At 73.2% G+C, this 15,937-nt stretch carries 20 protein-coding genes; 5 read left to right on the plus strand and 15 right to left on the minus strand.

The features are described from left to right. The first annotated feature begins 33 nt into the window (after window positions 1–33). Window positions 34–1,011, plus strand: coding sequence for a calcium/sodium antiporter (locus tag BLW43_RS09730; RefSeq protein WP_093252396.1), 978 nt, complete (start codon window positions 34–36; stop codon window positions 1,009–1,011). Window positions 1,012–1,105: 94 nt separating this feature from the next. Then, entirely contained in the window at window positions 1,106–1,468 is a 363-nt protein-coding gene (locus BLW43_RS09735) for a hypothetical protein (protein ID WP_139284026.1), read from the plus strand. 11 nt (window positions 1,469–1,479) lie between these two features. Here the strand turns inward: BLW43_RS09735 and BLW43_RS09740 are convergent, their stop codons facing one another. The 5 genes from BLW43_RS09740 to BLW43_RS09760 all read right to left on the minus strand — a co-directional run bounded on the left by BLW43_RS09740 (window position 1,480) and on the right by BLW43_RS09760 (window position 6,050). Next, a complete protein-coding gene (locus BLW43_RS09740) occupies window positions 1,480–1,875 on the minus strand; it encodes a BLUF domain-containing protein (RefSeq protein ID WP_093252423.1) in 396 nt (131 codons plus the stop codon). Window positions 1,876–1,963: 88 nt separating this feature from the next. Next, complete coding sequence (gene dxs, locus BLW43_RS09745) at window positions 1,964–3,904, minus strand: 1-deoxy-D-xylulose-5-phosphate synthase (protein ID WP_093252424.1); 1,941 nt, start codon at window positions 3,902–3,904, stop codon at window positions 1,964–1,966. A gap of 33 nt (window positions 3,905–3,937) precedes the next feature. Further along, entirely contained in the window at window positions 3,938–4,858 is a 921-nt protein-coding gene (locus tag BLW43_RS09750; RefSeq protein ID WP_093252425.1) for a polyprenyl synthetase family protein, read from the minus strand. Continuing rightward, complete coding sequence (locus BLW43_RS09755; RefSeq protein WP_093252428.1) at window positions 4,855–5,121, minus strand: exodeoxyribonuclease VII small subunit; 267 nt, start codon at window positions 5,119–5,121, stop codon at window positions 4,855–4,857. The genes BLW43_RS09750 and BLW43_RS09755 overlap by 4 nt, the downstream gene beginning before the upstream one ends. Next, window positions 5,118–6,050: a histone deacetylase family protein gene (locus tag BLW43_RS09760; RefSeq protein WP_093252431.1), complete on the minus strand. Its 933-nt coding sequence runs from the start codon at window positions 6,048–6,050 to the stop codon at window positions 5,118–5,120. The genes BLW43_RS09755 and BLW43_RS09760 overlap by 4 nt, the downstream gene beginning before the upstream one ends. Between BLW43_RS09760 and BLW43_RS09765 the strand changes: the two genes are divergently transcribed. After that, window positions 6,049–6,633 carry an MOSC domain-containing protein gene (locus tag BLW43_RS09765; RefSeq protein ID WP_342741604.1) on the plus strand — a complete coding sequence of 195 codons (585 nt, stop codon included), beginning with the start codon at window positions 6,049–6,051 and terminating at the stop codon, window positions 6,631–6,633. The genes BLW43_RS09760 and BLW43_RS09765 overlap by 2 nt on opposite strands. Before the next feature lie 9 nt (window positions 6,634–6,642). Here BLW43_RS09765 and BLW43_RS09770 read toward each other — a convergent pair whose 3' ends face one another. The 3 genes from BLW43_RS09770 to BLW43_RS09780 all read right to left on the minus strand — a co-directional run bounded on the left by BLW43_RS09770 (window position 6,643) and on the right by BLW43_RS09780 (window position 9,806). After that, entirely contained in the window at window positions 6,643–8,055 is a 1,413-nt protein-coding gene (locus BLW43_RS09770) for a uracil-xanthine permease family protein (RefSeq protein WP_093252433.1), read from the minus strand. Window positions 8,056–8,233: 178 nt separating this feature from the next. Further along, entirely contained in the window at window positions 8,234–9,373 is a 1,140-nt protein-coding gene (locus tag BLW43_RS09775) for a pyridoxal phosphate-dependent aminotransferase (protein ID WP_093252437.1), read from the minus strand. A gap of 25 nt (window positions 9,374–9,398) precedes the next feature. Next, window positions 9,399–9,806 carry a DUF2306 domain-containing protein gene (locus BLW43_RS09780; protein ID WP_093252725.1) on the minus strand — a complete coding sequence of 136 codons (408 nt, stop codon included), beginning with the start codon at window positions 9,804–9,806 and terminating at the stop codon, window positions 9,399–9,401. A 187-nt stretch (window positions 9,807–9,993) separates the two neighbouring features. Here BLW43_RS09780 and BLW43_RS09785 point away from each other — a divergent pair, with 187 nt between their 5' ends. Together BLW43_RS09785 and BLW43_RS09790 are read left to right on the plus strand one after the other, a co-directional pair. Then, window positions 9,994–11,262, plus strand: a complete 1,269-nt coding sequence (locus BLW43_RS09785; RefSeq protein WP_093252728.1) for a polyhydroxyalkanoate depolymerase — start codon at window positions 9,994–9,996, stop codon at window positions 11,260–11,262. A 26-nt stretch (window positions 11,263–11,288) separates the two neighbouring features. Continuing rightward, window positions 11,289–11,978: a M48 family metallopeptidase gene (locus tag BLW43_RS09790; protein WP_093252440.1), complete on the plus strand. Its 690-nt coding sequence runs from the start codon at window positions 11,289–11,291 to the stop codon at window positions 11,976–11,978. Window positions 11,979–11,987: 9 nt separating this feature from the next. Here the strand turns inward: BLW43_RS09790 and BLW43_RS09795 are convergent, their stop codons facing one another. From BLW43_RS09795 to meaB, 7 genes are all read right to left on the minus strand, one after another. Then, a complete protein-coding gene (locus BLW43_RS09795; protein ID WP_093252442.1) occupies window positions 11,988–12,182 on the minus strand; it encodes a DNA gyrase inhibitor YacG in 195 nt (64 codons plus the stop codon). After that, window positions 12,175–13,218, minus strand: coding sequence for a ribonuclease E/G (locus BLW43_RS09800; RefSeq protein WP_245730992.1), 1,044 nt, complete (start codon window positions 13,216–13,218; stop codon window positions 12,175–12,177). The genes BLW43_RS09795 and BLW43_RS09800 overlap by 8 nt, the downstream gene beginning before the upstream one ends. Continuing rightward, entirely contained in the window at window positions 13,215–13,799 is a 585-nt protein-coding gene (locus BLW43_RS09805; RefSeq protein WP_093252445.1) for a Maf family protein, read from the minus strand. The genes BLW43_RS09800 and BLW43_RS09805 overlap by 4 nt, the downstream gene beginning before the upstream one ends. A 1-nt stretch (window position 13,800) precedes the next feature. Continuing rightward, window positions 13,801–14,019: a translation initiation factor IF-1 gene (infA, locus tag BLW43_RS09810; protein ID WP_093252447.1), complete on the minus strand. Its 219-nt coding sequence runs from the start codon at window positions 14,017–14,019 to the stop codon at window positions 13,801–13,803. Between the two features lie 98 nt (window positions 14,020–14,117). Next, the gene (gene rplT / locus BLW43_RS09815) at window positions 14,118–14,492 is read right to left on the minus strand and encodes a 50S ribosomal protein L20 (RefSeq protein WP_093252450.1); all 375 of its coding nucleotides are present in this window, start codon (window positions 14,490–14,492) and stop codon (window positions 14,118–14,120) included. Between the two features lie 14 nt (window positions 14,493–14,506). Further along, on the minus strand, window positions 14,507–14,704 hold the full coding sequence (rpmI, locus tag BLW43_RS09820; RefSeq protein ID WP_093252452.1) for a 50S ribosomal protein L35: 198 nt from the start codon (window positions 14,702–14,704) through the stop codon (window positions 14,507–14,509). A gap of 116 nt (window positions 14,705–14,820) precedes the next feature. Beyond that, the gene (gene meaB, locus BLW43_RS09825) at window positions 14,821–15,831 is read right to left on the minus strand and encodes a methylmalonyl Co-A mutase-associated GTPase MeaB (protein WP_093252455.1); all 1,011 of its coding nucleotides are present in this window, start codon (window positions 15,829–15,831) and stop codon (window positions 14,821–14,823) included. Between the last annotated feature and the right edge of the window lie 106 nt (window positions 15,832–15,937).

Below are 15,937 nucleotides of genomic sequence, written 5' to 3' on the forward strand. Positions count from 1 at the left end.
GCGGATCTCGGCTGCGTGGAGACGCCCCCCCGAATGACCGTATTTCTTCTCTGTCTGGGTCTCGTGCTGCTCGTGATCGGGGGCGAACTGCTGGTGCGCGGGGCCGTCGCGATCGCCACCGCGCTCGGCGTGTCGCCGCTGATGGTGGGGCTGACGCTCGTCGGCTTCGGCACTTCGACGCCCGAGCTGGCGACCTCGGTGCAGGCCGCGCTGGCGGGGTCTCCCGGCGTGGCGGTCGGCAACGTGGTCGGCTCGAACATCTGCAACATCCTGCTCATTCTGGGCATGGCGGCCTTGATCCGCCCCGTCGCTGCGACGCCGGGCGCGTTCAGGCGCGACGGGATCGCGCTGGTGGCGGCGACGCTGCTCTGCGTCGGCCTTCTGATCCACGGCGAGATCGGCCGGCTCGCCGGCGCTGCGCTGGCGGCCCTTCTGGTCGGCTACATCGTTCTGACCTGGGCGCAGGAGCGCGAGGCGGAGGCCGGGGGCGCCACGGCGCCGACGGCCGCTCCGGTCGCCGCGACGCCCGCCGGCCCCGCTGCCGCCGGAGAGCCGCGCGCGCCGCTGTGGCGGTCGGGGGCCATCGTGGCGGCGGGCTTCGCCCTGATGCTGCCCGGCGCGTCGCTGCTCGTGGACGGAGCGATCGAGCTGGCGGCGGGCCTGGGCGTCTCCGACGCGCTCATCGGCCTCACGATCGTCGCGGTCGGCACCTCGCTGCCGGAACTCACCACCTCCGTGGTGGCGGCGGTCAGGGGTCAGGGCGACGTCGCCTTCGGCAACGTCGTCGGCTCGAACATCTACAACATCCTCGGCATCCTCGGCGTGACTGCGCTGGTCCAGCCGCTTGCGACGCCGCCGGAGATCGCCGCCTTCGACGGCTGGGTGATGCTCGCCGCCACCGTCGCGCTCGTCGTCGTGACGGTGACGGGCTGGCGCGTGACGCGGGGCGAGGGCGCGGCGCTGCTCGGCGGCTACGCGGCCTATCTCGGATGGCTGACGCTCTCCGCATGATATCGCCTGTTCGAAAGCCCTTGCCGCCGCCGGCGTCATCGGAGAGCGTTCGGCCCGCCGGGATCGCGCCGGCATCGGGCGTCGGGAGGTGGATTTGAACGAGCACGCGGTCAGACGTCCCGAATTGGAGGGGCTCGATCCCGCCGCCGTGCGCCATGTGCGCGCCGGCAACAGCCTCACGCCCGGGCTCGCCTGCTTCACCGGCGTCTCGTTCTTCGTCTATCTCGTCACCAAGGGGCTGAGCGGGGCCGCGACCGTCGACGTCGGTCTGATGGTCCAGATCGTCGTCGCTGCGGCGCTGGCGGGCGTCGGCGGCGGCCTGCTGGCGCGCGGGCGCTACTTCAGCGCCACGCTCGAGACCGACGACGGCCCGATCCGCCTCAAGGGGCTCAGCAAGGCGGACCAGAGGGCCGTCGTGGCCCGCTACGGCGCCGCGTCCGGCGGGGACGCGGGCTGACTGGCGCACCGTCAGGGCGCCAGCAACGCCTCGATGCGCATCTGCACCGTCATGGAGATGTCCTGGGGCGTGACCGGCCGTCGCTCCAGCAGTCCGCGCAGGTGCGGGTTGTCGGACGCGTCGCAGAAGCGCATCGCCCAGCCGCCGAAACGGCGCGCAGGAACTGCGCCGCGGGCCAGCAGGGTCAGTTCCTCATGGCGCGGGTCGCGCCGGATGCTCTCGTAGATCGCCTCGACGTCGGCTTCGGCGCCCTCGAGCACCTGAAAGAACGCGACGTCGCTGAAGTACAGTACGCCGCTGACGTCGCGCGCGGCGTTCCTGCGCAGCGCCACGCGGGCGATGTCGAGCATCTCGATCGAATGCGCCGCGACGCGCGGCGTGCTCGAATACGCCAGAGACCAGACCATGCGCTCTTCCGACTTCCGTTTCCCGCAGAAACTCCGGCGTCAAGTTGGGCCGGGCGCGTCGACGCGCAAGTGGGCCGACGCGACGGGTTCAGGCTCTCGCCGCATCGGAAGGCGCCTCGCCGAGCGCCGCCAGAGCGGCGGCGACCATGTGGCCGGCGTTCACGCCCGCCAGCTCGTACATGCGGGCCGGGCTGTCCTGGTCGATGAAGGCGTCGGGGAAGCACAGGGTGCGGATGCGCAGGCCGCCGTCGAGCGCGCCCTCGTTCGCCAGCAGGTGCAGCACATGGGCGCCGAAGCCGCCCGTCGCGCCCTCCTCGACGGTGATGAGCGCGGCGTGCTCGCGCGCCAGACGCAGGATCAGGTCGCGGTCGAGCGGCTTGGCGAAGCGGGCGTCGGCGACGGTGGCGGAGAGGCCGCGCGCGTCGAGCTCCTCCGCCGCCTTCATCGCCTCGGCGAGCCGCGTGCCGAAGCTGAGGATCGCGACCTTGCCGCCTTCCTTGACGATCCGGCCCCTGCCGATCTCCAGCGGCACGCCGCGCGCCGGCATCTCGACGCCGACGCCCTCGCCGCGCGGGTAGCGGAACGCGCTGGGGCCCTCGTCGTAGGCGGCCGCGGTGGCGACCATGTGCATCAGCTCCGCCTCGTCGGCGGCGGCCATCACCACGAAGCCCGGCAGGTTGCTGAGATAGGCGACGTCGAAGCTGCCGGCGTGGGTGGCGCCGTCGGCCCCTACCAGCCCGGCGCGGTCGATCGCGAAGCGCACCGGCAGCTTCTGGATCGCGACGTCGTGCACCACCTGGTCGTAGCCGCGCTGCAGGAATGTCGAGTAGATCGCCGCGAAGGGCTTCAGCCCGCCCGCCGCCATGCCGGCGCAGTAGGTGACGGCGTGCTGCTCGGCGATGCCGACGTCGAAGCAGCGATTCGGAAAGCGCCTGGCGAAGAGGTTGAGGCCCGTCCCGTCCGGCATGGCGCCGGTCACGGCGACGATGCGCGGGTCGGCCTCGGCCTCGGCGATCAGCGCGTTCGCGAACACCTTGGTGTAGGATGGCGCGTTGGAGGCCGCCTTGGCCTGGGCTCCGGTGACAACGTCGAATTTCGAGACGCCGTGATACTTGTCGTCCGCGCTTTCGGCGGGCGCGTAGCCCTTGCCCTTCTTGGTGAGCGCATGGATCAGCACCGGCCCGTCGGCGCGCGCCTTCACCGTGCGCAGCACCGCCAGCAGCGAGTCCATGTCGTGCCCGTCGATGGGGCCGACATAGTCGAAGCCCAGCTCCTCGAACAGCGTGCCGCCGAGCGCCGCGCCCTTGATCAGTTCGCGCGCGCGCCGGGCGCCCTCGCGCAGCGGCGCAGGCAGGAAGCGCTCGGCGGATTTCGCGGCGGCGCGGAAGTCCTGGAACGGGTTGGTCGTCCAGAGCCGGGTGAGATAGTCCGACATCGCGCCCACCGGCGGCGCGATGGACATCTCGTTGTCGTTCAGGATGACGATGAGGCGGCGCTTCTGGTGGCCGGCGTTGTTCAGCGCCTCATAGGCCATGCCGGCCGACATCGCCCCGTCGCCGATCACCGCGATGGCGTCGCCGTTCCGGTCGCTCTGCCCGAGGTCGCGCGCCGTCGCGAAGCCCAGCGCGGCGGAGATCGAGGTGGAGGAATGCGCCGCGCCGAAGGGGTCGTACGCGCTCTCGGCGCGCTTGGTGAAGCCCGAGAGCCCGCCGCCCATGCGCAGGGTGCGGATGCGGTCGCGCCTGCCGGTCAGGATCTTGTGGGGGTAGCACTGGTGGCCGACGTCCCAGATCAGCCGGTCCTTCGGCGTGTCGAAGACGGCGTGGATCGCCACGGTCAGCTCCACGACGCCGAGCCCGGCGCCGAGGTGCCCGCCGGTGACGGACACCGCAGAGATCGTCTCGGCGCGCAGTTCGTCGGCGACGCGCCTCAGCTGGGCGTCGCTCATGCCCTTGAGGTCGGCGGGCGAGGCGACGGTGTCGAGCAGCGGCGTCGAGGGCCGGTTGTCGGGAAGGCGGGGGTCGGCCATGGCGCTGGTCCTTCGTGTCGTTGCGCGGTCGCGTCAGGCGCGGCGCGCGATGGCGTAGTCGGCGGCGGCGGCGAGCGCGGCCGCCCGGTCGCCCCAGGGTGCGAGCGCCGCGCGGGCCGAAGCCGCATGGGCGGCCGCGCGGGCCCGCGCGCCGTCCAGCCCGAGCGTCGTCACGAAGGTCGCCTTGCCGGCGGCGGCGTCCTTGCCCACGCGCTTGCCGGCGGAGACGGCGTCGCCCTCGACGTCTAGCAGGTCGTCGCGGATCTGAAACGCGGCGCCAAGGTCGCGCCCGAAACCCTTAAGACGCGTGCGCGCTTCGTCGGGCGCGCCGCCCAGGATCGCCCCGGCCTCCGCGGCGAAGGCGATCAGCGCGCCGGTCTTGAGGTGCTGGAGCGCGGCGATCGCCTCCGCCCCGAGCGGCTCGGGCGCCGTCTCGGCGGCGAGGTCGAGCGCCTGCCCTCCGACCATGCCCGACAGGCCCGACGCCTGCGCGAGCGCAAGGCAGAGCTGCGCGCGCATGGCGGGGTCGTCGCTGGTCTGCGGCGCGGCCAGCGTCTCGAAGGCGAGCGTCTGGAGCGCGTCGCCGGCGAGCACCGCCGTCGCCTCGTCCCAGGCGACATGCACCGTCGGCTTGCCGCGGCGCAGGTCGTCGTCGTCCATGCAGGGCAGGTCGTCGTGCACGAGGCTGTAGGCGTGCAGCAGCTCCACTGCCGCGGCCGCGCGGTCGGCCTGAGCGGCGGCGACGCCGAAGAGCGCCGCGCTCTCGATCGCGAGGAACGCCCTCAGCCGCTTGCCGCCGCCGAGCGTGGCGTGGCGCATCGCCGCCGCGAGGCGGCCCGCGCCGTCTTCGCCCGCCGGCGGCAGCAGCGCGTCCAGCGCGGCCTCCGCGCGCGCCGCGGCTGAAGCCAGCGCCTCGGTGAAGGCGTCATGCGCGAGGGTGGCGGGGGCGGTCACGGCTCGGGGAACGGCTCTGTGGCGGGGCCGCCGGCGCCCTGCACGATCTTCTCGACGCGCATCTCGGCGGCCTTCAGCCGGGCCTCGCAGTGCCGGCGCAGCGCCTCGCCACGCTCGTAGAGCGTGATGGAGGCCTCCAGCGGCTCGTCGCCGCTCTCCAGCCGCTCGACCACCTGCTCCAGCGCGGCCATCGCCTCCTCGAAGCTCATCGCCGCGATCTTCGCGTCGAACTTCGCCTCGGCGGCTTCCGGCTTTCCGCTCATGGCGCGCGCTCCATCAGAACCCTCAAATGCGCGGCGGTCGACCGCGCGAGACCCTCCAGATCATAGCCGCCTTCGAGGGTCGAGACGACCCGGCCGCGGCAATGGGCGTCAGCCACGTCGCAGAGCCGCCCGGTGATCCACGCGAAATCCGCCTCGCCGAGCTGCAGCGTCGCCAGCGGGTCGCGGGCGTGGGCGTCGAAGCCCGCCGAGATGATCAGGAGTTCCGGCGCGAAGCGGTCCAGCGCCGGCAGGATCACGCGCTCATAGGCCGCCCGGAACTCCGCCCCGCCCGAACCGCCCCTGAGCGGGGCGTTGAAGATGTTGCCGACGCCGGTCTCGTCGGCGGCGCCGGAGCCGGGATAGAGCGGCCACTCGTGGCTGGAGGCGTAGAGCACCCGCCCGTCGGCGGCGAAGATGTCCTGGCTGCCGTTGCCGTGGTGGACGTCGAAATCGACGATGGCCACGCGCGAGAGGCCATGCGCCTCGACCGCGTGCAGAGCCCCCACGGCGGCGGTGTTGTAGAAGCAGAAGCCCATGGCGCGCATCGCCTCGGCGTGGTGGCCGGGCGGGCGCACGGCGCAGAAGGCGTTCGCGACCTCGCCGCCCAGCACCATGTCCACCGCCAGCACGCAGGCGCCGGCGGCGCGGCGGGCGGCTTCCAGCGTGCCGGGCCCCATGTGGGTGTCGGGGTCGAGCGAGGCCCAGCCCTCCGCCGGCTCGGCCGCCGCGAGCTTCGCCAGATGCGCCTGCGGATGGGCGCGCAGCAGGGCGGCGTCCTCCGCCCGCGGCGCCTCGACGCGGGTGAGCATGAGGAAGGCGTCGCCGGCCAGCGCCGCCTCGACGGCGCGCAGGCGGTCGACCCGTTCCGGATGGCCCGGCGGCGTGACATGGTCGAAGCAGGCGGGGTGGCTGATCAGGGCGGTGCTCATGGGCGCACAGTATCGGGGCGGCGACGCGGCGCAAGACGAGCCGACGCCTGCAGGCGGACAGGCGACGCCGCTTGCGGGCGGAGAGGCGACGCCGCTTGCGGGCGGAGAGGCGACGCCGCTTGCGGCGATGGCGGCGCGCTGGGCGCGGCCGGGGCGGGTGGCGTGGCTCGGGGTGCGCCCCGCCCGCCGGGCGCCGGTCGTCGCGGTGGCGGTCGCGGAGATCGGCCCCGCCGGGTTGGCGGGGGACCGTCGCGAGGCGCCGGGCAGGCGCGCGGTGACGCTGATCCAGGCGGAGCATCTGCCCGTGATCGCGGCGCTCGCCGGGCGCGGCGCCGCGCCGCCCGAGGCCCTGCGGCGCAACGTCGTCGTCGCGGGCGTGAACCTTCTGGGCCTGCGCGCCCGCCGCTTCCGCCTCGGGACCGCGGTGCTGGAGGGCGCCGGCCTCTGCGCGCCCTGCTCGCGCATGGAGGAGGCGCTGGGCCCCGGCGGCTACGCCGCCGTCCGGGGCCATGGCGGGATCTGCGCCTCGGTCGTTTCGCCGGGCGTCCTGCGCCTCGGCGACGCGCTGGTTCCGCTCGACTGAGCGATCAGGTCAGCCCCGCGACTCGCCGCGCATGTCCTCGGCGAGATTGCGGGCGGCCTCGGGCGCGCTTTCGTCCGCCGCCTCCTGCGGCAGCAGAAGGTTCAGCGCGATGGCGATGGCCGCCGCCGGCAGCAGCCCGGAGGTCAGCAGGATCTGCGCCGTCCGAGGCATGTGCTGGAGCGCGTCGGGCACGAGTTGCAGCCCCAGCCCAACCGAGAGCGCCACCGCGAAGATCAGCAGGTTGCGCCGGTTCCAGTTGACGTCCGCCAGCATCGAGACGCCAGCCGCCGCCACCATGCCGAACATCACGATCACGCCGCCGCCCAGCACCGTGATCGGCACCGAGGAGATCGCCGCGCCCACCTTCGGCACGAGACCGGCGAGGATCAGGAATATCGCGCCGATGGTCACGACATGGCGGCTCATGACGCCGGTCATGGCGATCAGCCCGACATTCTGGCTGAACGAGGTGTTCGGCAGCCCGCCGAACACGGCGGCGATGGCGGTGCCGGCGCCGTCGGCGTAGGTGGCGCCGCTGATCTCCCGGTCGGTCGCCTCGCGCCCGGCGCCGCCCTTGGTGATCCCCGACACGTCGCCGACCGTCTCGATCGCCGAGATCACCGCCATGAAGCACATGCCGATGATCGCCGCGGCGTTCAGCTCGAAGCCCCAGCGGAACGGCGAGGGCGCCTCGAACCACGCCGCGCGGCCGATGTTGGCGAAGCTCACCATGCCCAGCGCCAGCGCCAAGACATAGCCCGCCATCAGCCCGATCAGCACCGCGGCCACGCTCAGCAGGCCCTTCGTGAAGAACTTCACCGCCAGCGTGACGAGGATCACCACCAGCGCGACCGACCAGTTCGCCAGCGAGCCGAACGCCGGCGTGCCCTGCGCCGGCACGCCGCCGGCGGCGTACTGGATGCCGACCTTGATCAGCGCCAGCCCGATCATCAGCACGATCAGCCCCGTCACCAGCGGCGGCAGCGCGTGGCGGATGCGGCCGACCACGGCGCCGAGGCTGAAGTGGAACAGCCCGCCGATCAGCGCCGCAGTCATCAGCGCGCCCATCGCCGAGACGCCCTGGCCGGCCACGATGGGGATCATGACCGGCAGGAAGGCGAAGGAGGTGCCCTGCACGATGGGCAGCCGCGCGCCGACCGGGCCGACGCCGACGGTCTGCAGCAGCGTCGCGACGCCGGCGAACACCATCGCCATCTGGATCATGTAGATCATCGACGGGAAGTCGGGCGAGTTCGACCCGAAGCCGAAGCCCGCCGCGCCGGCGACGATGATCGCCGGCGTCACGTTCGAGACGAACATCGCCAGCACATGCTGGACGCCGAGCGGGACCGCCTTCGCCAGCGGCGGCGTATAGTCGGGGTCTCGCAGCTGTTCGGGGGTGCCTAGGCTGGCCGTGCTCATCGCGCTCTCCTGTCCGCGCCGCGGCGTGGGTTCTGCGCGGCTTCGCCCCAGATGACGCCGATTTCGCGTTGGGCGCCAGCGCCTTGGCGCGCCTGAGCGGCTGTGGGAACGCCAGGTCCGCGCATAGTGGCGCAGAAAACGGCGCCGGTGCGGTCCGGCGCCTCGCTGCGCCGCAGCATCAGACCCGGCGTCGGGCGGCGGCCAGCGCCTCCGGGAGCGCCGCCTCGAACACGTCGAGCGCGGCGTCGGGCCCGGCGGTGACGCGGATGCAGCGGTCGAGCGGCGCGGGCCCGGGCATCCGCGCAAAGACGTCCCGCGCGAGCAGCTCCTGCAGGACTGCGCGGGCAAGGTCGCCGTCGGCGCCGCAGTCCACCGCGACGAAGTTCGTCGCGGAGGGCAGCGCGCTCAGGCCGCTGGCGGCGGCGACCTCGGCGATGCGCGCCCTGGCGCGAGCGGTGCGCGCGACGACATCCTCCAGCCACCCCGTCGCGGCGGTCGCCGCGAGCGCGCCCGCCTGCGCCACGCGGCCGACGCCGAAATGGTTGCGCAGCCGGTCGAAGGCGCGCGCCGTCTCCGGCGCCGTCAGGGCGTAGCCGACACGCAGCCCCGCCAGCCCCATCGCCTTGGAGAAGGTGCGCAGGCGGATCACCCGCGGGTGCGCGGGGTCGACCGCGGGCAGGGCCGCAGGGTCCATGAACTCCGCATAGGCCTCGTCGAGCAGCAGCAGGCAGCCCGGCGGCAGCGCATCGACCAGCGCCGAGACCTCCGCCGGCGTCGCTACCGAGCCCATCGGGTTGTCGGGGTTGGCGAAGTAGAGCAGCGAGGCGCCCTCGGCCCGCGCCGCCGCCGCCAGCGCCGCGGCGTCCTCCCGGTCGTCGCGATAGGGGACGGTCGCCAGCCGCGCGCCGACGCCGGCGACGTGATAGTTGAACGTCGGGTAGGCGCCGAGCGAGGTGACGGCGGCGCGTCCCGGCTCCAGAAACAGCCGCGCCGAAACGCCGAGCAGGCCGTCGATGCCCTCGCCGACCACGACATGCTCTGGGCCGAGCCCGTGGCGCGCGCCGATGGCGGCGCGCAGGTCGAGCATCTCGGGGTCGCCGTAGGCCCAGGCCTCCGCCGCCGCGCGCGCCATCGCCTCCACCGCCTCCGGCGCCGGGCCGAAACCGCTCTCGTTGGCGCCGAGCCGCGCGCGGAACGGGCGGCCTCGGGCGCGCTCCTGCGCCTCGGGGCCGACGAAGGGCACTGTCGCCGGCAGCGCGGCGACGCGGGGCGTCAGCGGCGCGGGGTCATGGGCGGCGGGGCGGGGCGCGTCCTGCATCGGTTCGGGTCTCCTGCGGCGCGCGTCAACCCGCGCCGAACACGACGCGATGCATCACACGGCCGGGCGCCAGCGTGAAGAGGCCCGCAAGCAGCAGCGCCAAGAGGTAGAGCATGATCATACCCGTCCGATGCCGCGCGACGCGTCCGGCCCGGCCGTGGAGCGCCGCCAGCGGCGTCGTCGCCAGCACGATGAGCGACAGGGCGTGGATCGCGCTGAACGGCCCGAAGGCGCGCATCGTGTGGATCCACAGGCTGCCGCCAGCCGTCCACAGCATCAGGGCGACCCAGAGCCAGCCGAGCGCCCGGTGCGCCTGCGACCCCTTCGGCCCGAGAAGCTGCACGAGGCCGAGGACGACGGCGAGCATCGCCGCGACGGCGTGCGACGCGATCAGCCAGCCGGCGTTCCAGAGCGGACTCCATCCTTGGGACATGACCAGCCGTTCGCGCGATTCGGCCCCCGTTTCAAGCGCCGCCACCGGCTCCGGGCGACCTTGATCGGTGCGGAACCGCGGCGCCCGTGCGGCGTCAGCGCGGCCTTCGCATCTGCGAAATCGCCTTGTCCCGTTAATATCCGCCGCGTAACGTATGCAAAATCTTCATGGCCCGGCGGGAAACATCGTGCTCTATCACGCCTATGAACTGACCCATGCGGCTGTTTCGCCGTTCCGCGCCGCGGCGCAGCTAGGGGCTCAGGCCCTCAGAAACCCGGTCAATCCGCTGCACGTGTCCCTCGGGTTCCGCGCCACCGCCGCCGCCTTCGAGATGTTCGTCAACGCCACGCGCCGCTACGGCAAGCCCGAATTCGGGATCGAGACGACCGAGATCGCCGGCGAGACGGTCGACATCGTCGAGGAGGTCGTCCTCCGCAAGCCGTTCTGCGACCTGCTGCACTTCAAGCGCAAATCGACGCTCGCCGCCGTACGCAACGACCCCAAGGTGCTGATCCTCGCGCCGCTTTCGGGCCACTTCGCGACGCTGCTGCGCGGCACCGTCGAGGCGATGCTGCCGGAGCACGACGTCTACATCTCCGACTGGATCGACGCGCGCAGCGTGCCGCTCGCCAAGGGGCGCTTCGATCTAGACGACTACATCGACTACATCGCCGAGTTCTGCGAGTTCCTGGCGCAGGACGGCGAGCGCCCGGCGGTCATGGGCGTCTGCCAGCCCGGCGTGCCGGCGCTGGCCTCCACCGCCATCATGTCGGCGATCAAGGCGCCGCACCGCCCGGCCTCGCTGGTGCTGATGGGCTCGCCCATCGACACCCGCGTGAGCCCTACCGAGCCGAACGTGCTGGCGACCTCGCGGCCGCTTTCCTGGTTCGAGAAGAACGTCGTCACCACCGTGCCCTTCCCGAACCCCGGCTTCATGCGGCGGGTCTATCCCGGCTTCCTGCAGCTCTCGGGCTTCATGTCCATGAACCTCGACCGCCATGTGGACGCCCATGTGAAGCAGTTCCGCAACCTGGTGCGCGGCGACGGCGACAGCGCGGCCTCGCACCGCGCCTTCTACGACGAGTATCTCGCGGTGATGGACCTGACGGCCGAGTTCTATCTCCAGACGGTCGAGACGGTGTTCCAGAAGCACGCGCTGCCGAAGGGCGAGTTCACCCATCGCGGCGCCGCCGTCGATCTCGGCGCGATCACCGACGTCGGGCTGTTCTGCATCGAGGGCGAGGCGGACGACATCACCGGCCGTGGCCAGACCGAGGCGGCGCTGGAGCTGTGCCGCAACCTGCCCGCCGAGAAGAAGACCAGCTACATCCAGGCGAAGGTCGGGCATTACGGCGTCTTCAACGGCACGCGGTTCCGCCAGCACATCCAGCCGCGCATCAGGGACTTCATCCGCGCGCGGCGCTCGTTCGTGCGCGGCGGCCCGAAGGCCGCCTGACCGGCGCGGCGCGGGAGGGCGCGCCGATGTCCGCCGAGATCATCCGGCTCGACGACCCCGAGGTGCTGGTGCGGCTGACGCGCTCGGCGCGGGCGCGGCGCTTCACCCTGTCGGTGCGCGGCGGCGAGGCGCGGCTGACGGCGCCGGCGGCCGCGCCGGACGCCGATACGCGGCGCTTCCTGCTCCGCCAGTCGGGCTGGCTGCGCGACGCGCTCTCCCGCGCGCCGGAGCGGGTGAAGGTCGCGCCCGGCGCCGCGATCATGCTCGACGGCGCGCCCGTGCGCGTCATCGACAGCGGCAGGGCGCGCGGCCCCTGCGTCCTGCGCGAGGCGGGGCTTCTCACGCCCACGCGGAACGCCGGCCCGGCGGTCGCCGCCTTCCTGAAACTCCGCGCGCAGGGAAGGTTCGCGCAGTCCGCCGGAAAGGCCGCGGCGATGCTGGGTGCGCGCCATGGCCGCATCAGCCTGCGCGACACCCGCTCGCGCTGGGGCTCATGCACCTCGCAGGGCGATCTCGCCTTCTCGTGGCGTCTCGCGATGGCCCCGGTCGCGGTGCAGGAGTACGTCGCGATCCACGAGGCGGCGCATCTGCGCGAGATGAACCACGGGCCGGCGTTCTGGGCGCTGGTCGCGCGGCTCTGCCCCGACTATCGGGCGCGGCGGGCCTGGCTGCGGCGCGAGGGCGCCGGGCTTCACGCCTACGACTTCACGGCCTGAGCGGCGCCGTCAGCGGCGCGGGTCGTCCCCACCGCGCGACCGCTCGCCGGCGAGATCGCCCTCGTCGACCGGTTCGCCGGGCGCGGCGTAGTCGCCCTTGAGCCACTTCACGAGGTCGAGGTCGGCGCAGCGGCGCGAGCAGAACGGGCGGAACCGCGCGTGGCGCGGCTGGCCGCAGATCGGGCAGGCGCCGGCCTCAGCCACGGATCAGCGCCATGGTCGGCCGGCGCTCGCGCTTGCGCTGGAGCTCCACCGCGCCGGCCGGCGTCCAGCCGACGACCTGCGTCTCGACCGGATCGACGGCGAAGGCGCGCTTCAGCGCGAGGTCCACGCCCTGCCGCGCGCCCTTCTTCAGCGGCGCGAAGTCGATGTAGACGAGGCCGCCGAAGCCGCGCAGCCGCAGCGCGCGGGGCAGGGCGGCGCAGGCGGCGAGGTTGGCCGTCTGCGAGGCGGTCTTGGAGAAGTCCTCGCCGGTGTTGACGTCGACGGCCACCAGCGCGGCCGTCGCCTCCACGCTCATCCAGCCGCCGCCGGGCAGGGTGACCCGCGGCGAGCGCAGCGCCTCTATCGCGTCCCACACGCCGAGCCGCTCGAAGGGCTCCGGCCCGTCGAGCCAGTCGGCGTCGGCCCAGTCGCGCCGGGCGCGCGCCTCGGCGTCGGGCGCGGCGCGCAGCAGGCTCGGCTCGCGGCCCGCCGGTTGCTCCTGAACCGCGTCGAAGGCCGCGCGCAGGGCGGCGATCTCGGCGGTCAGCGCAGCCTCGTCGGCGTCGCCGGCGGCGCTGCGGATGACGAGGCCGACATCCTCGCCCGCGCCGGCCAGCGCCGCCCCGGCGACGGCGGTCAGGCGTTCGCGCGTCTCGTGGCCCTTGATGGAGCGGGCGAGGTTGACCCCCGGCGCGCCGGGCGTCAGCAGCGCCAGCGCGCCCTTGAGGATGGGCCGGTCGGTGAGCGGCGCGGCCTTGCCGGCCTCCGCCCAGCGCGAGACCTGCACGCCCACCATCTCGCCGGCCTTGCGGTCGGCGCCGCGCAGCCAGCCGCGCTGGCCGTCGGGCAGCGCGACAAAGGCGGCGCCGATCGCCGGCGCCGCGCGGTCGACGCGGCCCCAGTACATGGCCTCGGGCTGCGGCGTGAGGTCGCTCGGCGGCGAGTCGACGTAGAGATCGTCGAGCGCGCCGTCGACCACGCGCGCCGCCACCAGCGCGCCGCCCACATTCTCCACCGCCGCCGCCACGCCCCTCACGCCGCCTCTCCCTCGTAGCTCACCGGGTAGCCCGCGCCTGCGAGCAGCGCCGCCGTCTCGGTCAGCGGAAGGCCGACGACGGCGGTGTAGCTGCCGTTGATCGACGGGATGAAGGCCGCGCCGATACCCTGGATCGCGTAGCCGCCGGCCTTGCCGCGCCATTCGCCCGACCGGATGTAGGCCGAGATCTCCATGTCGGACAACCGCTTGAAGCGCACGACCGTTTCGACCAGCCGCAGCGCGATCGTCTCGCCGCGGCGCAGCGCCACGGCGGTGGCGACCCGGTGGCGCCGCCCCGACAGCAGCATGAGGAACTGGACGGCCTCGCCCTCCGTCTCGGGCTTGCCGAGGATGCGCCGGCCTGCGAAAACCACCGTGTCCGCCGTCAGCACCAGCGCCAGCGGCTCCGCCGCCACGGCGGCGGCCTTCTCGCGCGCCATGCGCTCGACATAGCGTCGGGGGAGTTCGGCGGGGCGGGGCGCCTCGTCGATGTCCGCCGGGCTCACCGCATCGGGTCTGACGCCGATCTGCGCCAGCAGCGCGGCGCGGCGCGGCGAGGCCGAGCCGAGGATCAGCCGCACGTCACTTGAAACGATAGGTGATCCGCCCCTTGGTGAGGTCGTAAGGCGTCATCTCGACCTGCACCTTGTCCCCGGCCAGCACGCGGATGCGGTTCTTGCGCATCTTGCCGGCGGTGTGGGCGATGATCTCATGGCCGTTCTCAAGCTCCACCCGGAACGTGGCGTTGGGCAGCAGCTCGACCACGACCCCCGGAAACTCAAGCGTTTCTTCCTTGGCCATAGGATCCCTGCGTCAAAGTTTGAAAGCCCGCCGACACATGGTCCGGCGGGCGCTGAGGCTGGTCATGGCGCCAAGGGCGCCGGTTTTCAAGCGCGCGATCAGGCCGACGCCTGGGCCAGCGCGGCCTTGGCCTTGCCGACGACGGCGGCGAAGGCGGCGGGCTCGTGCACGGCGAGATCCGACAGCACCTTGCGGTCTACCTCGACGCCGGCCTTGGTCAGCCCGTCGATGAAGCGCGAGTAGCTGAGGCTCTCGTCGACTTCGCGCACGGCGGCGTTGATCCGCTGGATCCACAGCGCGCGGAAGTTGCGCTTGCGGGTCTTCCGGTCGCGCGTCGCGTATTCCTCGGCGCGGATGACCGCCTGCTTGGCGACGCGGAAGACATTCTTGCGCCGGCCGAAATAGCCCTTGGCCGCGTCGCGGACCTTTTTGTGGCGGGCGTGGGCGGTGACGCCGCGTTTAACTCGGGACATGGGTCATCGCCTCCTTACGCGTAGGGCAGGAACTGCTTGACGATCTTCTCGTCAGGCTTGCACAGAACAGTGGTTCCGCGGGCGTTGCGGATGAACTTGGTCGTCCGCTTGATCATGCCGTGGCGCTTGCCGGCCTGCGCGACCTTCACGCGGCCGGTGGCGGTGACCTTGAATCGCTTCTTGGCCCCCGACTTCGTCTTCATCTTGGGCATTTCGGTCTCCTGATCGAAGAACTGACAATGACCCGACGCGGCAGCCCATACCGGCCGGACGGGTCTCATGGGAGCGGGGCCTATACGCGCGGCAGGCCCGGCGCGCAAGGGCGGCGTCACAGTTCCAGGAAGCGCGCGAGCACGCGTTGCGCCGCCGCGGCGGGGGTCGTCTCGCCTTCGGCCACGGCGCGCTCCATGGCGCGGGCGAGGTCTGCCGAAGGGGCATGCGCGGCGAGGGCGGCCCTGAGCCCCTCCTCCAGTTCGAAGCGGAACCAGCGCGCCGCCTGCGCCCGCCGCGCCCGCGCCTTCGCGCCAGTGGCCGCGCGGGCGGCGTCGAGCGCCTCCGCGGCGTCCCATACCGCGACGACGCCGGTCTCGGTGAGCGCCGAGCAGGTCATGGCGCGGGGCCAGCCTTCGGGGTCGCCGGGCTTTGGGCGGATCAGGCGCAGGGCGCCGGCGTAGTCGGTCGCGGTGCGGGCGGCGGCGGGAGCGAGGTCTCCGTCGGCCTTGTTCACGACCACGAGATCGGCGATCTCCATCACGCCGCGCTTGACGCCCTGCAGGTCGTCGCCGCCGCCCGGGCCGACGAGCAGGGCGAAGACGTCGGTCATCTCCGCCACCATGGTCTCGGACTGGCCGACCCCCACGGTCTCGACGATCACGGCGTCGAAGCCCGCGGCCTCCACGAGCAGGATCGCCTCGCGCGTGCGCCGCGCCACGCCGCCGAGGCCGCCGCCCGAGGGCGAGGGCCGGATGAAGGCGGCGGGGTCGCGCGCGAGCCGCTCCATCCGCGTCTTGTCGCCGAGGATCGAGCCGCCCGAGCGCGTCGAGGAGGGGTCCACCGCCAGCACCGCCACCCGCCTGCCGCGCGCCGTGAGCGCGCAGCCGAGCCCCTCGATGAAGGTCGACTTGCCGACGCCGGGGCTGCCGGAGAGGCCAAGCCGCAGCGTGGTCTCATGCCGGGGCAGGGCGGCCAGCAGCGCCTGCGCCGCGTCGCGATCCGCGCCGCGGGTCGATTCGACGAGCGTGATCGCCCGGGCCAGCGCCCGCCGCTCGCCGGCGGCGACGCGCCGGGCGAGCGCGAGCGGGTCGTCCGCCCACGCCGTCGTTTGTGACGTCTCGCTCATTTGCGCCGCGGCCCGTTCGCGCCCACATCCCGAAAACGCCCCACTGATAGTGGAACGTCGCGTCGCCGCAACTGCCCCGGGCGCGCGCGAGAGCAGGGAGAACAAT

This window comes from Rubrimonas cliftonensis, assembly GCF_900107585.1.
In the GTDB taxonomy this organism is placed as follows: Bacteria; Pseudomonadota; Alphaproteobacteria; order Rhodobacterales; family Rhodobacteraceae; genus Rubrimonas; species Rubrimonas cliftonensis.

Excerpts from the sequence above, each read along its gene's own strand:
- BLW43_RS09730 (WP_093252396.1), top strand. The coding sequence starts at position 34 with ATGACCGTATTTCTTCTCTGTCTGGGTCTCGTGCTGCTCGTGATCGGG.
- BLW43_RS09740 (WP_093252423.1), bottom strand. The coding sequence starts at position 1,875 with ATGGTCTGGTCTCTGGCGTATTCGAGCACGCCGCGCGTCGCGGCGCAT.
- dxs (WP_093252424.1), bottom strand. The coding sequence starts at position 3,904 with ATGGCCGACCCCCGCCTTCCCGACAACCGGCCCTCGACGCCGCTGCTC.
- BLW43_RS09755 (WP_093252428.1), bottom strand. The coding sequence starts at position 5,121 with ATGAGCGGAAAGCCGGAAGCCGCCGAGGCGAAGTTCGACGCGAAGATC.
- BLW43_RS09765 (WP_342741604.1), top strand. The coding sequence starts at position 6,049 with ATGGGCGCACAGTATCGGGGCGGCGACGCGGCGCAAGACGAGCCGACG.
- BLW43_RS09760 (WP_093252431.1), bottom strand. The coding sequence starts at position 6,050 with ATGAGCACCGCCCTGATCAGCCACCCCGCCTGCTTCGACCATGTCACG.
- BLW43_RS09770 (WP_093252433.1), bottom strand. The coding sequence starts at position 8,055 with ATGAGCACGGCCAGCCTAGGCACCCCCGAACAGCTGCGAGACCCCGAC.
- BLW43_RS09775 (WP_093252437.1), bottom strand. The coding sequence starts at position 9,373 with ATGCAGGACGCGCCCCGCCCCGCCGCCCATGACCCCGCGCCGCTGACG.
- BLW43_RS09780 (WP_093252725.1), bottom strand. The coding sequence starts at position 9,806 with ATGTCCCAAGGATGGAGTCCGCTCTGGAACGCCGGCTGGCTGATCGCG.
- BLW43_RS09790 (WP_093252440.1), top strand. The coding sequence starts at position 11,289 with ATGTCCGCCGAGATCATCCGGCTCGACGACCCCGAGGTGCTGGTGCGG.
- infA (WP_093252447.1), bottom strand. The coding sequence starts at position 14,019 with ATGGCCAAGGAAGAAACGCTTGAGTTTCCGGGGGTCGTGGTCGAGCTG.
- rplT (WP_093252450.1), bottom strand. The coding sequence starts at position 14,492 with ATGTCCCGAGTTAAACGCGGCGTCACCGCCCACGCCCGCCACAAAAAG.
- rpmI (WP_093252452.1), bottom strand. The coding sequence starts at position 14,704 with ATGCCCAAGATGAAGACGAAGTCGGGGGCCAAGAAGCGATTCAAGGTC.
- meaB (WP_093252455.1), bottom strand. The coding sequence starts at position 15,831 with ATGAGCGAGACGTCACAAACGACGGCGTGGGCGGACGACCCGCTCGCG.